10 protein-coding genes and 1 pseudogene are annotated in these 12,761 nt (G+C 59.8%); 3 read left to right on the top strand and 8 right to left on the bottom strand.

From position 1 onward, the window contains the following. Window position 1: 1 nt before the first annotated feature. From ureG to HP062_RS23630, 3 genes are all read left to right on the top strand, one after another. Window positions 2–616: an urease accessory protein UreG gene (ureG, locus tag HP062_RS23640; protein WP_010464137.1), complete on the top strand. Its 615-nt coding sequence runs from the start codon at window positions 2–4 to the stop codon at window positions 614–616. A gap of 29 nt (window positions 617–645) precedes the next feature. Beyond that, entirely contained in the window at window positions 646–1,218 is a 573-nt protein-coding gene (locus HP062_RS23635; protein ID WP_154502824.1) for a HupE/UreJ family protein, read from the top strand. A 165-nt stretch (window positions 1,219–1,383) separates the two neighbouring features. Continuing rightward, entirely contained in the window at window positions 1,384–2,511 is a 1,128-nt protein-coding gene (locus tag HP062_RS23630) for an AGE family epimerase/isomerase (RefSeq protein WP_077748936.1), read from the top strand. 133 nt (window positions 2,512–2,644) lie between these two features. Here the strand turns inward: HP062_RS23630 and HP062_RS23625 are convergent, their stop codons facing one another. From HP062_RS23625 to HP062_RS23590, 8 genes and pseudogenes are all read right to left on the bottom strand, one after another. Continuing rightward, a complete protein-coding gene (locus tag HP062_RS23625) occupies window positions 2,645–3,412 on the bottom strand; it encodes an SDR family oxidoreductase (RefSeq protein ID WP_010464142.1) in 768 nt (255 codons plus the stop codon). Between the two features lie 842 nt (window positions 3,413–4,254). After that, on the bottom strand, window positions 4,255–4,971 hold the full coding sequence (locus HP062_RS23620; RefSeq protein ID WP_077748934.1) for an ABC transporter ATP-binding protein: 717 nt from the start codon (window positions 4,969–4,971) through the stop codon (window positions 4,255–4,257). Next, window positions 4,968–5,843 (bottom strand): ABC transporter ATP-binding protein, encoded by an 876-nt coding sequence (locus tag HP062_RS23615; protein ID WP_010464147.1) that lies wholly within the window; start codon window positions 5,841–5,843, stop codon window positions 4,968–4,970. The genes HP062_RS23620 and HP062_RS23615 overlap by 4 nt, the downstream gene beginning before the upstream one ends. Further along, window positions 5,840–7,123: a high-affinity branched-chain amino acid ABC transporter permease LivM gene (gene livM / locus HP062_RS23610; RefSeq protein ID WP_010464149.1), complete on the bottom strand. Its 1,284-nt coding sequence runs from the start codon at window positions 7,121–7,123 to the stop codon at window positions 5,840–5,842. The genes HP062_RS23615 and livM overlap by 4 nt, the downstream gene beginning before the upstream one ends. 3 nt (window positions 7,124–7,126) lie before the next feature. Then, entirely contained in the window at window positions 7,127–8,041 is a 915-nt protein-coding gene (locus HP062_RS23605) for a branched-chain amino acid ABC transporter permease (RefSeq protein WP_010464150.1), read from the bottom strand. Window positions 8,042–8,209: 168 nt separating this feature from the next. Beyond that, the gene (locus HP062_RS23600) at window positions 8,210–9,343 is read right to left on the bottom strand and encodes an ABC transporter substrate-binding protein (protein WP_010464151.1); all 1,134 of its coding nucleotides are present in this window, start codon (window positions 9,341–9,343) and stop codon (window positions 8,210–8,212) included. A 364-nt stretch (window positions 9,344–9,707) separates the two neighbouring features. Beyond that, window positions 9,708–10,990, bottom strand: a pseudogene (locus HP062_RS23595) (NAD(P)/FAD-dependent oxidoreductase). Window positions 10,991–11,146: 156 nt separating this feature from the next. Continuing rightward, window positions 11,147–12,637 (bottom strand): aldehyde dehydrogenase family protein, encoded by a 1,491-nt coding sequence (locus HP062_RS23590; protein WP_010464154.1) that lies wholly within the window; start codon window positions 12,635–12,637, stop codon window positions 11,147–11,149. Window positions 12,638–12,761 lie beyond the last annotated feature (124 nt).

Here is a 12,761-nt window from a genome sequence, read left to right as displayed (position 1 = left end):
CATGAACACACAACCCCTGCGCGTCGGCATCGGCGGACCGGTCGGTTCCGGTAAAACCGCCCTGACGCTGGCGCTCTGCCTGGCCCTGCGCGACCGCTACAACCTGGCCGTCGTCACCAACGACATCTACACCCGCGAAGACGCCGACTTCCTGGTGCGCAACGAAGCCCTGGCCCCTGAGCGCATCATCGGCGTGGAAACCGGCGGCTGCCCGCACACGGCGATCCGCGAAGACGCCTCGATCAACCTCGAAGCGGTGGATCAACTGAACCGCCGCTTTCCGGGGCTGGATCTGATTCTGGTGGAGTCCGGCGGCGATAACCTGTCGGCGACCTTCAGCCCGGAACTGTCCGACCTGACCATTTACGTGATCGACGTTTCGGCGGGCGACAAGCTGCCGCGCAAGGGCGGGCCGGGGATCTGCAAGTCCGACTTGCTGGTGATCAACAAGGTCGACCTCGCGCCGCTGGTGGGCGCGTCGCTGGAACTGATGGACAGCGACACCACGCGCATGCGCAACGGCAAGCCGTTTGTCTTCAGCAATCAGAAAACCGGCTTGGGCCTGGAAGCAATCATCGCCTTCATCGAACGCCAAGGCCTGCTGACCGCAGCCTGATCACGACTTATCAACAAGGAAGCTTATCCATGACACTGAAACGCATCCTGGGCACCCTGGCCCTGCTGCTGACCCCGGCCATCGCCTTCGCGCACCCGGGTCACGGCGACAACGGTTTGATCGCCGGCATCAGCCACCCGATTGGCGGCCTTGATCACTTGCTGGCGATGGTGGCGGTGGGTTTGTGGGCGGCGCAGCAAAAAGGCGCCGCGCGCTGGGCGCTGCCGTGCACCTTCGTGGGCACCATGCTGATTGGAGGACTGCTGGGTTTTGAAGGATTGAACCTGCCGGCGCTGGAAGGCGGCATTGCGGCGTCGGTGCTGGCGCTGGGCCTGGCCGTGGCCCTGGCCGTGCGTCCGCCGCTGAGCATGGCAGTCGGTGCGACGGCTTTGTTTGCGCTGTTCCATGGTGTGGCCCATGGGCTGGAGTTGCCGGACATGTCGAGCCCTTGGGCGTATGCCGCAGGGTTTGTGGCGGCGACGGCGGCGTTGCATGCTGCGGGTTATGCCGTGGTGCGCGTGTTGCCGCAAGCGGCGGCGCCGTTGGTTCGATTGGCCGGTGCGGCTTCGGCGGCGACTGGTGCGTGGTTGCTCGCAGGTTGATCTTTTATTGCCTGTGATGGCCCCTTCGCGAGCAGGCTCGCTCCCACATTGGAATGCGTACACCTGTGGGAGCGAGCCTGCTCGCGAAGACGGCCTGACAGACACCGCATCTCTCAGGCCTGCTAACATGTCGCGCAATCAACCCTGCCGTGACGACGCCAGCCAATGCCGCCTGTTTCCCGCTCTGCCTCCCAGCCTGAATTGACCGCTCTGTTCGCCTCGGTGCAACAGCATTTCCAGGACGTGATCGTGCCGCTCTGGCAAGGCCCCGGCTGGAATGCCGACATGGCGTTGCCTTATGAAGCGCTGGACGCCGGGCATCAACCGCTGCCGCCCCAACGCTATCGAGCGATGGCCTGCGCGCGGCAGCTGTATCTGTTTTCCAGCCTGATCGGCCAGGTGCCGGCCGCCGAGGAACGCGCCGCGGCGCTGTTCCGTTCCTTGCAACAGCATTTTCACGACGCCGAGCACGGTGGCTGGTTCTACAGCATCGACCCGCAAGGTGCGCCACTGGATCAGCGCAAAGACCTCTACACCCACGCCTTTATCCTGTTCGCCTGCGCCCATTACTGGGGCAAGGTGCGCGAGCCGCTAGTGGAATCGGTCCTCAACGCGACACTGGAAGTGTTGGCGCAGCGCTTCGCCACAGGCGACGGCCTGTACGAAGCCAGCCTCGACCGCGACTGGTCCTCGCTCGACTCCGGCCCCCTGCAAAATCCCTTGATGCATCTGGCCGAAGCTTTCCTCGCGACCCTGTCGGTGCGAGAAGACATCGCCGTACAGCGCGCGCTGGTCGAGTTATGCACAGCCATGCAGAAGCGTTTTATTGACCCGCACCACAGCGTGCTGATGGAAAAACCGCTGGGCGCTGTGGATAACTGGTTTGAACCGGGGCATCAGTTCGAGTGGTATTTCCTGCTGGAGTCTTCGCCACTGCTGCACGGCTCAAAACTGCATGCTTCGCTGGAGCGCGCGTTTGTACTCACCGAACAACTGGGCGTTGATCCACAAACGGGTGCGGTGACGGCGATGCTCGATCTGAATGGCTCTGCCAAGGATGCCACTCAACGCATCTGGGCCCAGGCTGAATACCTGCGCGCCCTGACCTTGCGTCCAAATAGCGAAGGCTCGGTGCAACGCCAATTGCAGGCATTGCAGCAACGCTTTTTGCATGCGGGAGGGTGGTATGAATGTCGCGACGAGCAGGGCGAAGTCAGCCGCAAGGACATGCCATCGACCACGCCTTATCACTTGGCCACTTGCTATCGAGGGCTGGTCGATTATCTCGGCTGACTGACAGATAGCTATCGCGGGCAAATCGGATCGCCGCACCGCCGCTCCCACAGGTTTTTTGTCGTTCGCGAAATGACGATTCAACACAAGTCTTGTGGGAGCGCGGCTTGCCCGCGAAAGCCGTTATGCGGTCTTAACCCTTGGCATTACGCTCAATCGCAAACCCGGCCCACGTCTGGCTCACCGGCATCAATTCGAGGCTGTTGATGTTGATGTGCGCCGGGGCATTAAGCACCCAGAAAATGGTATCGGCGATGTCCTGCGGCTGGATCGGCTCGGCACCGGCGTAGGTCGCGTTGTAGCGCTCCTGGTCACCGGCGAAACGCACCAGCGAGAACTCGCTCTCGCATAGGCCCGGCTCGATATTGCTGACACGCACGCCAGTGCCTTGCAGGTCGCAACGCAGGTTCAGCGAGAACTGGCCAACGAATGCTTTGGTCCCACCATAAACATGGCTGCCCGGGTACGGATAGTTGCCGGCGACGGAGCCGAGGTTGACGATACCGGCACCGCGGCCGTGGGCGATCAGGCGTGGCAACAGCAGGCGAGTGGCGTACATCAGGCCTTTGATGTTGGTGTCGACCATGGTGTCCCAATCGTCGAGATCGCACTTAGGTGCCGGGTCAACGCCCAGCGCCAGACCGGCGTTGTTGATCAGCCCGCGCAGCTTGGCAAAGGACGGCGGCAAGTTGGCGATCGCCTCCTCCATGGCCTTGCGATCACGCACGTCGAGCACCAGGCCATGCACCTCGGTCTGCTTCGACAACTCGGCGCACAGGGCATTGAGGCGTTCTTCACGACGGCCTGTCAGCACCAGTTTCCAGCCGGCCTCGGCAAAACGACGGGCACAGGCTTCACCAAAACCAGAGGTCGCGCCGGTAATAAACAGGGTGTTGGACATCGTGTTCTCCTTGCTTCGGCTGATCGACAGCCATTGGAATAGAAAATCAGCTGGCAGCATGCCCGGCCTTGCCCACAGCGGCAACCGCCGCAAAAACTGTACAAAAAACAACCAGTCCTTCCAAAGCCACAGGCACCGTGGCTTGCAGCCATGTACACGCACCTTATCCACAGGCCGGTCCACAGTTTCCGGGGGCAAGTGGAAAACCTGCAAGCCGCTATCCACAAGGCTTTGCGGGTAGATTACAAAGTTTTTTGCTTGACCCTCGGGTACCAGCTGTGTAGCCCATGGCATTTTGCACGATGTGATGGGCAAACCGACGATGGCGCCAAGCCAGTAACTACGGCCCTCAGCCGAGTCTTTCCAGAGTTTAACCACAGACTTATCCACAGGCTGGCCCATTACATTTCCAGCCACTTTGCCATCCAACAAAAAGGTTGACAAAGCCTGTTCCGGGTCAAGCAAAAACGCCTGATCAAAAAACAACCACATCGCTGCAAGCCACGGATTCAAAGGCTCTCAGACAGCTACTCCCACGTTATTCACAGCCAGCTCCACAGTAAACGGGGACAAGTCAAAAGCGTGACAAAACAACTATTTGCAGCGGCTTTATGTCGCGCTTTGAGAGCTTGTGAATATTGTTTTCCACAATTTCCGGAAAGCACACTTGGCCCTTGTAGGAGCGGGCCTGCTCGCGAAAGCGGTGGGCCAGTGAAACACCTGTCGATTGGCACTCCGCTTTCGCGAGCAGGCTCGCTCCCACAGGAGGATTCGTGGTGTATTCGAGGTGTAAAAAAGCCCCGGCGATTGCTCGTCGGGGCTGTGGATATTTCGGCAGCGTGTCAGTGCCCGCCGAGATAGGCGTTACGCACTTCCTCGTTGACCAGCAGCTCCTTGCCGGTGCCCGTGATGCGGATCTCGCCGTTGACCATCACGTATGCCCGGTCCGACAGCTTCAACGCGTGGTTGGCGTTCTGCTCGACCAGGAAGATGGTCATGCCGGTACTCGCCAGTTCCCGCAGGGTCGCGAAGATCTGTTTCACCACGATCGGCGCCAGTCCAAGGCTCGGTTCATCAAGCAACAGCAGCTTGGGCCGACTCATCAACGCACGAGCGATGGCGAGCATCTGTTGCTCACCGCCGGACATGGTCATGGCCCGCTGGTTACGGCGCTCCTTGAGCCGTGGAAACAACTCGAACATGCGTTGCATGTCCTCGGAAGCGTACTTGTCACCGATAGGGATGGTGCCCATCAGCAGGTTTTCCTCGACGGTCATGTCGGGGAACACCCGTCGGCCTTCAGGCGACTGAGCGATGCCGTTGGACGCGATGTAGTGCGACGACTTGTGGGTGATGTCCACGCCCTGATAAATGATCTGCCCGCTAGCCGCTCGCGGCTGGCCGAAGATCGACATCAGCAAGGTCGATTTACCGGCGCCGTTGGAGCCGATCAGGCTGACGGTTTCACCTTCTTCGATATGCAGCGAGACTTTTTTCAGAGCCTGGATCGGCCCGTAAAACACATCCAGATCCTTGAGTTCGAGGATGGGTTGACTCATAGCACCACTTCCTCTTCATCAGCGCCCAGATAGGCCGCAATCACTTTTGGGTCGTTGCGAATCGCTTCAGGTCCGCCCTCGGCGATGACGACGCCGTGGTCCAGCACCACGATGTGGTCGGAAATGCTCATTACCATGCCCATGTCGTGTTCGATCAGCACCACGGTCAGATCGTGCTCGTCGCGCAGCAAACGGATCATCGCGCTCAGCGCTTCGGTTTCCTGAGGGTTGAGGCCGGCCGCCGGTTCGTCGAGGCAGATGATCTGCGGCCGGGTGCACATGGCCCGGGCGATTTCCAGGCGGCGCTGTTGGCCGTAGGACAGTTCACCGGCCAGACGGTTGGCGCAGTCCACAAGGTCCACGACTTCCAGCCAGTAGAAGGCGTGGTCCAGCGCGTCGCTTTCGGCCTTGCGGTAGCCCTTGGTATTGAGGATGCCGGCCAACATGTTGCGGTTGACCCACATGTGCTGGGCTACCAGCAGGTTTTCAAGTACCGACATTTCCTTGAACAGGCGAATGTTCTGGAAGGTGCGCGCCAGCCCGGCACGGTTCACCAGGTGGGTGCCGCCGAACATTTTGTAGCGCATCCGGGTGATGAAGCTTTTCGGCGAAACGAAATCCGTGGCTTTGAACGACTCGCCCAACAGCTGGATGACATCGGTGCGTTCGCCGCGGGTATTGAGTTCGATCCTGCCACCGGAGGCCTTGTAGAAACCGGTCAGGCAGTTGAACACGGTGGTCTTGCCGGCGCCGTTGGGGCCGATCAGGGCAAAGATCGAGTTGCGATGCACCTTGAGGCTGACATCGCTCAACGCCTTGATGCCGCCGAAGTGCATCATCAGCTTCTCGACCGAGAGTACGACTTCGCTCATGGCGCTACTCCTTTACGCGGCGTCACACCGGTACGGCTGATCCGAATCAGGCCGCGCGGTCGCCAGATCATCATCAACACCATCAGCACGCCGAACAGCAGCACGCGATATTCCGCAAAGCCGCGCAGCAGTTCCGGGGCAACGGTCAGCACGAAGGCTGCAATCACCACGCCGATGGTCGAACCCATTCCGCCGAGGACCACGATGGCGAGGATCAGCGCCGATTCGAAAAAGGTGAACGAGGTCGGGTTGACGAAGCCTTGATACGTGGCGAAGAACACCCCGGCCAGGCCGGCCGTCGAGGCACCGATGGTGAACGCCGAGAGCTTGACCAGTACGTGGTTCAGGCCCATGGAGCGGCAGGCGATTTCGTCTTCACGCAAGGCTTCCCAAGCGCGGCCGACCGGCATCTTGACCAGACGATGCTTGATGTACAGCACGGCCAGCACCACCAGGAACAACACCGCATAGATGAAGTAATACTTCACGTCCGGGTTATAGGCGATGCCGAAGAACTCATGGAACGGGACGCCCCCCTCCTTCGCGCGCTTGCCGAACTCGAGACCGAAGAAGGTTGGCAATGGAGCCGCCATGCCATTCGGGCCGCCGGTCAGGGACAACCAGTTGTTGAGGATCAGGCGAATGATTTCACCGAATCCCAGGGTCACGATCGCCAGGTAGTCACCGTGCAATCGCAGCACCGGGAACCCGAGGATGCAACCGGCAAGGCCCGCGGTGATTGCCGCCAGCGGCAGCACCGTCCAGAAACCCAGGCCGAGGTATTGATAACCCAGCGCCAGGCCGTAGGCACCGATGGCGTAGAACGCCACGTAACCCAGATCGAGCAGGCCGGCCAGGCCGACCACGATGTTCAGGCCCAGGCCGAGCAATACGTAGATCAGCCCGAGAATGACCACGCCCAGCAGGTAGGAGTTGGAGAAGAACGGGAACACCACGGCAACGAGGATCACCAGCGGGATGATCCAGCGCAGGCGGGATTTGTAATCAGGCGGCAGTACATGAACCCCGGAACCAGTGCTTTCAAAGCCTTCAAGGATTTTCAGACCCTTGGGCGTTTGCAGGAACAGGCTCAGGGCAAACCGGCCAGCCATGACGATGGCGACAATCCAGGCCACCCGGGTCGTTTCCAGATTGAAGCCGTAGCCGTCAAGGACCACGCCGACAATCGGGCCGAACACAATCAGGGCGACAAGGCCGGCAAGAATCGCGTCAACCAGGCTTCTTTTGAGATCAATGGTTTTTTTAGTGGTTGAAGACATCGCTTACACCTTCGACACAAGAGGACGGCCGAGCAGGCCTTGGGGCCGAAAGACCAGAACGAGAACGAGCAGCGAGAAGCTGAAAACGTCTTTGTAGTCCGAGTTGACCAAACCTGAGAACAGCGACTCGGAGATCCCGAGAATGATCCCGCCAAGCATCGCACCAGGCAGCGAGCCGATGCCGCCAAGTACCGCGGCCGTGAACGCCTTGATGCCGATGATGAAGCCGGCATAGAAGTCGAACGTGCCGTAGTTCATGGTGATCAGCACGCCGGCCAGGGCCGCCATCGCTGCACCGATGATGAACACGTAGGAAATCACGCGGTCGGTGTTGATCCCCAGGATGGAGGCCATCTTGCGGTCTTGCTGGGTGGCGCGGCACATGCGGCCGAGCTTTGTGTACTTGATGATGTAGGTCAGCAGGGCCATGCCGGCGAATGCGGCAATCAGGATAAACACCTTGGTGTAGGTCAACTGCACGAAGCCGGTGCCGATTTCGACGCGCCAGGCCCCCGTCAACAAGGTCGGAACGCCCTGTTGCTTGGCACCTTGGGCGATCTGGGCATAGTTTTGCAGGATCAGCGAAATCCCGATGGCGCTGATCAGCGGTGCCAGCCGGGTGGAGTTGCGCAGGGGCTTGTAGGCGACGCGCTCGATGACCCAGCCATACACCGCCGTGACCACGATGGTGAAGATCAAGGTGCCGAGCATCAACAGCGGGAAGGATTCAATACCGAAGTACGCCAGCAGAGCCAGACTGATTGCCGCGAGGTAAGCGGAAATCATGTAAACCTCGCCGTGGGCGAAGTTGATCATGCCAATGATGCCATAGACCATTGTGTAGCCGATGGCGATCAGGCCATAGACCGACCCGAGGGTCAGGCCGTTGACCAGTTGCTGCAGGAAAATACCATCCATAACGCAATCTCACGCATTTGAGAGACTGCACAGAAGCCGGGTGCAACGGACCAGGGTTCAGCCGCCGGGGCAACACGGTTGTGTGCAGCTCTACGAGAAAAGACAGGTACTGCACAGACATGTTCATAGACTGCCCGGTGCAACAGGCACCGGGCAGATCAGGTCATATCACTTCTGTTTTTCCAGCTGGTGGTATTTGCCGTCCTTGTCCCACTCGTAAACGACGTAGTCGGAGACTTTCAGGTCGCCCTTGGCGTCCCAGGTCTTCTCGCCCATCACGGTTTTGACCGGGTTTTTCTTCAGCCACTCGGCGGCTTTCTCGCCACTGTTGGACTTGGCGCCGTTGAAAGCTGCGGCCAGGGTCTGGACCGAAGCGTAGGCGTACAGGGTGTAGCCTTCAGGCTCGGTGCCTTTCTTGCGGAACTCGTCCACCACGGTTTTGCTGTCTGGCAGCAGGCGTGGGTCGGCGCCGAAGGTCATCAGTACGCCGTCAACGAATTGCGGACCGCCAGCAGTGGTGACCAGTTCGTCGGTCACGATGCCGTCATCGGACATGAACTTGACGTCTTTGAGGCCTTGCTCACGCAGTTGACGGACCAGAGGACCGGCTTCCGGGTGCAGACCGCCGAAGTAGACGACATCGGCGCCAGCGCCGCGGATCTTGGTGACGATGGTGCTGAAGTCTTTCTCGCCACGGGTCAGGCCTTCATACAGCACAGGCTTCACGCCGCGTTTTTCCAGTTGGGCCTTGGTAGCGTCCGCCAGGCCTTGGCCGTAGGTGTCCTTGTCGTGCAGGACAACGACTTTCTTGCCCTTGAGCACGTCGACGATGTAGTCACCGGCCACGATGCCTTGCTGATCGTCACGCCCGCACATACGGAACATGGCACTCAGGCCGCGTTCGGTAACCGCTGGGTTGGTGGAACCCGGAGTGATTGCAATGATGCCCGCTTCGTCGTAGATCTCGGAGGCCGGGATGGTCGACGAGGAGCAGAAGTGACCGACTACGCCGGCGACTTTCTGGTTGGTCAGGTCCTTGGCGACCGTCACAGCCTGTTTCGGTTCGCAGGCGTCATCGCCCTTCACCAGTACGATTTTTTCCCCGTTAACGCCGCCCGCCGCGTTGACCGCGTCGGCTGCAGCCTGTGCACCCTTCATGTACTGCTCGCCAAATGCCGCGTTGGCACCTGTCATCGGACCCGCCACACCGATTTTCACATCAGCCTGTGCAAACGCAGAAACACCCAACGCAGTTGCCACTGCGAGGGCCAGAAAGCCTTTCTTGTAAAACGTCTGGGACATGAGGTGGTGCTCCAAGGTTTTTTTTAGTTGGCACTGCGACTTCTCTGAATGCTCAGAGCAAGGGCCGTGCCATCGGTTTTTTATTCTGAAAAAAGTCGCTGCTTTATTGTTATTTCGACTGTTTCGATCCCATTTTCATTGGGCGTGCAACCGTCTAAACCGCAGAAGGTGAAACCATTTATTTTTAAAGGCGCAACCCGCGTGCGCCATCATTGCAACCGCGGCGCCAAACGACGTGCAACCAGCCTGTAACAACGTGCGTCACCGAAGTGCACACTGCTGGTGCGGAACTGCTACAACCCGCACCTTTTACAGGCTAGTCGCTGCGCGAAAAAGCGCCGCTCCCAGCAACAAATTTCAACAATCAAATAACGATCCGCAAGCACTGGCCTGCGTGATACAGCGAGAAACCGGCCTCGTACAAACAACTGCGCAAACCCACCCCGGCCAATGGCTGCATGGGGGCAAAGGGAATGGGTAGCGCCTCAGGATTTCCGTTACACAGATAATCGGCAAAGGCTTTGCCGACCACCGTCCCCGTTGTCACGCCCCGGCCGTTGTAACCGGTGACTGCCACTAAACCGGGCGCCGGCTCGAACAAACGCATCAAATGGTCCGGGGTAAACGCGATGCAACCGGTCCAGGTGCATTCCCATTCCACGGGTTTGAGGTAGGGGAAATAGTGCTGCTGCACCCGATCGGCCCAGGCCTTGAGGAACCAGGCCGGTTTCTGATTGCCGTTACCGAGGCTGCCCAGCAACAGACGGCCGTCTTTGTCGCGACGAATACTGCTCAGTACCTGGCGCGTGTCCCAGGAACCCTGGCCGCCGGGCAGAATTTGCTGCGCGGCGTCTTCGGTCAGCGGGACCGACGCCACTTGATAGTAATAACCGGGGAAGAAATTGCGCCGCAACTCCGTCCAGTCACCTTCGGTATAAGCGTTGGAGGCGATGACCACTTGCTCGGCGAGCACTGATCCCTGAGCGGTTTGCACCGACCAGCGTTGGCCCTGACGTTCAAGTCGGGTCACCGGAGAATGATCGAACAGTTGGCCCCGAGGCTGATGGCCGCTTTGGCCAGCCCCGTGGTGTAAGCCATCGGATTGATCGTGCCGGCACGCTTGTCGAGCAGCGCGGCAGCAATCTTTTTGGTACCCGTCGCTTGTTCGCAGGATTGCCCGGTCAGCAGTTCGACCGGTGCTCCGCGACGTTTCCATTGTTCTTCGCGACTGCGCAGATCGGCTTCGCCACGGGCGTTGTGCGCCATGTGCAGCGTGCCTTCGCGGCGTAACTGGCAATCGATGTTGTATTTGTCGACTAGGCTGAACACCAGCGATGGCGCTGCACCCAGCATGCGATTGAGCTGACTGCCCACCGCTTCGCCGAACCCGGCTTCGATCTCGTCCGGTGGAATCCACATCCCGGCGTTGACCAGACCGACGTTGCGCCCCGAACCGCCGTGACCGGCGCGATGGGCTTCGAGCACGCAGACCTTTTTACCTTTTTCAAGTAGATGCACCGCCGCCGACAGGCCGGTGAAACCGGCACCAATGACGCAGACATCGACGGTAACTTCGCCCTTGAGCGCGGCATTGTCGGGCCTTTGCGGCGTCAGTTTTTCCCACAGACACTCTTCGCGTAACGGCATTGCCAGACTCCAACAGAAACCTAACCAACACACAGTTCAAAATGTAGGAGTGAGCCTGCTCGCGATAGCGATTTAACATTCAACATCTATGTTGACTGATAGACCGCAATCGCGAGCAGGCTCACTCCTACAGGGGATCACTGTTCGACTCGAGGATCAGTCGAACGTAATACCCTGCGCCAACGGCAACTCCAGCGAGTAGTTCACGGTGTTGGTCTGGCGGCGCATGTAGCCGCGCCATGCATCGGAGCCCGACTCACGCCCACCACCGGTTTCTTTCTCGCCACCGAACGCGCCGCCAATTTCCGCACCGCTCGGGCCGATGTTGACGTTGGCGATGCCGCAGTCGCTGCCCACCGCCGACATGAACTGTTCGGCTTCACGCACGTCGGTGGTGAATATGCACGAGGACAGGCCTTGTGGCACCGAGTTGTTCAGACGCAGCGCTTCGTCGAAGTCCTTGTAACCGACCACGTACAAGATCGGTGCGAAGGTTTCATTGCAGACCACATCGCTCTGCTCCGGCATTTCAACGATGGCCGGCGAGACGTAATAAGCGTTCGGGTATTTGTCTTCCAGCTGGCGTTCGCCGCCAAACACCCGGCCGCCTTCGCTCAAGGCTTGTTCCAGCGCGTCCTGCATGTTTTCGAAACTGTTTTTGTCGATCAGCGGACCGATCAGGTTGCCCTCGAGCGGATTGCCGATGCGGACCTTGGAATAGGCAGCCTTGAGGCGAGTGACGATTTCTTCCTTCACCGACTCATGGGCAATCAGGCGACGCAACGTGGTGCAACGCTGACCGGCGGTGCCGACGGCGCTGAACAGGATGGCGCGGACGGCCATGTCCAGGTCGGCGCTTGGGGCGAGGATCATGGCGTTGTTGCCGCCCAGCTCCAGAATGCTGCGGGCGAAACGGGCGGCGATTTTCGGCGCCACTTCACGGCCCATGCGGGTGCTGCCAGTGGCGCTGATCAGCGCGACACGCGGGTCATCGACCAGCGCTTCGCCGGCATCGCGGCCGCCGATGATCACTTGGCTGAGGTGTGGAGGTGCGTCGCTGAAGTTCTTCAGTACGCGGTCGAACAGCGCCTGACAAGCCAGTGCGGTCAGCGGGGTTTTCTCGGACGGTTTCCAGATCACCGGGTTGCCGCAGACCAGCGCCAGCGTGGTGTTCCAGGCCCAGACCGCAACCGGGAAGTTGAAGGCGCTGATGACGCCGACGACGCCCAGCGGGTGCCAGGTTTCGCGCATGTGGTGGCCAGGACGCTCGGACGCGATGGTCAGACCGTACAGCTGACGGGACAGGCCGACGGCGAAATCGCAGATGTCGATCATTTCCTGAACTTCACCCAGGCCTTCCTGGGTGATCTTGCCGGCTTCCCAGGACACCAGCTCGCCGAGGTCGGCCTTGTATTCGCGCAGGATGTCGCCCAGTTGACGCACCAGTTCGCCACGGCGCGGGGCCGGGACCTTGCGCCACAATTCGAACGCATGATCTGCACGACTGATGTGCTGCTCGACTTCAGCGGCGCCTTCCCAGTTCACGGCAGCGATCCGGCTGCCATCGATCGGCGAATGCACCGGCACTTTGCCGTTCTGGTACAGGGCCGGGTTCACACCAAGACGATCAAGCAATGCGGCAACCATGGGTCACTCCTCGAGCAAAAAACAGAAAACGTACAGCCGGACATTCACGGCTGATCAGACCTGTAGTTTTAGCTCCCCGGAGGTTACCCAACAAACGACCTTTAAGAGAGATATCATTCCGTTT

Source organism: Pseudomonas sp. B14-6 (assembly GCF_013260315.1).
Lineage (GTDB): Bacteria > Pseudomonadota > Gammaproteobacteria > Pseudomonadales > Pseudomonadaceae > Aquipseudomonas > Aquipseudomonas mandelii.
The sequence above is the reverse complement of the archived record's forward strand: the minus strand, read 5'-3'. Positions and strand labels throughout refer to the sequence as shown.

Excerpts from the sequence above, each read along its gene's own strand:
- ureG (WP_010464137.1), top strand. The coding sequence starts at position 2 with ATGAACACACAACCCCTGCGCGTCGGCATCGGCGGACCGGTCGGTTCC.
- HP062_RS23635 (WP_154502824.1), top strand. The coding sequence starts at position 646 with ATGACACTGAAACGCATCCTGGGCACCCTGGCCCTGCTGCTGACCCCG.
- HP062_RS23630 (WP_077748936.1), top strand. The coding sequence starts at position 1,384 with ATGCCGCCTGTTTCCCGCTCTGCCTCCCAGCCTGAATTGACCGCTCTG.
- HP062_RS23625 (WP_010464142.1), bottom strand. The coding sequence starts at position 3,412 with ATGTCCAACACCCTGTTTATTACCGGCGCGACCTCTGGTTTTGGTGAA.
- HP062_RS23620 (WP_077748934.1), bottom strand. The coding sequence starts at position 4,971 with ATGAGTCAACCCATCCTCGAACTCAAGGATCTGGATGTGTTTTACGGG.
- HP062_RS23615 (WP_010464147.1), bottom strand. The coding sequence starts at position 5,843 with ATGAGCGAAGTCGTACTCTCGGTCGAGAAGCTGATGATGCACTTCGGC.
- livM (WP_010464149.1), bottom strand. The coding sequence starts at position 7,123 with ATGTCTTCAACCACTAAAAAAACCATTGATCTCAAAAGAAGCCTGGTT.
- HP062_RS23605 (WP_010464150.1), bottom strand. The coding sequence starts at position 8,041 with ATGGATGGTATTTTCCTGCAGCAACTGGTCAACGGCCTGACCCTCGGG.
- HP062_RS23600 (WP_010464151.1), bottom strand. The coding sequence starts at position 9,343 with ATGTCCCAGACGTTTTACAAGAAAGGCTTTCTGGCCCTCGCAGTGGCA.
- HP062_RS23590 (WP_010464154.1), bottom strand. The coding sequence starts at position 12,637 with ATGGTTGCCGCATTGCTTGATCGTCTTGGTGTGAACCCGGCCCTGTAC.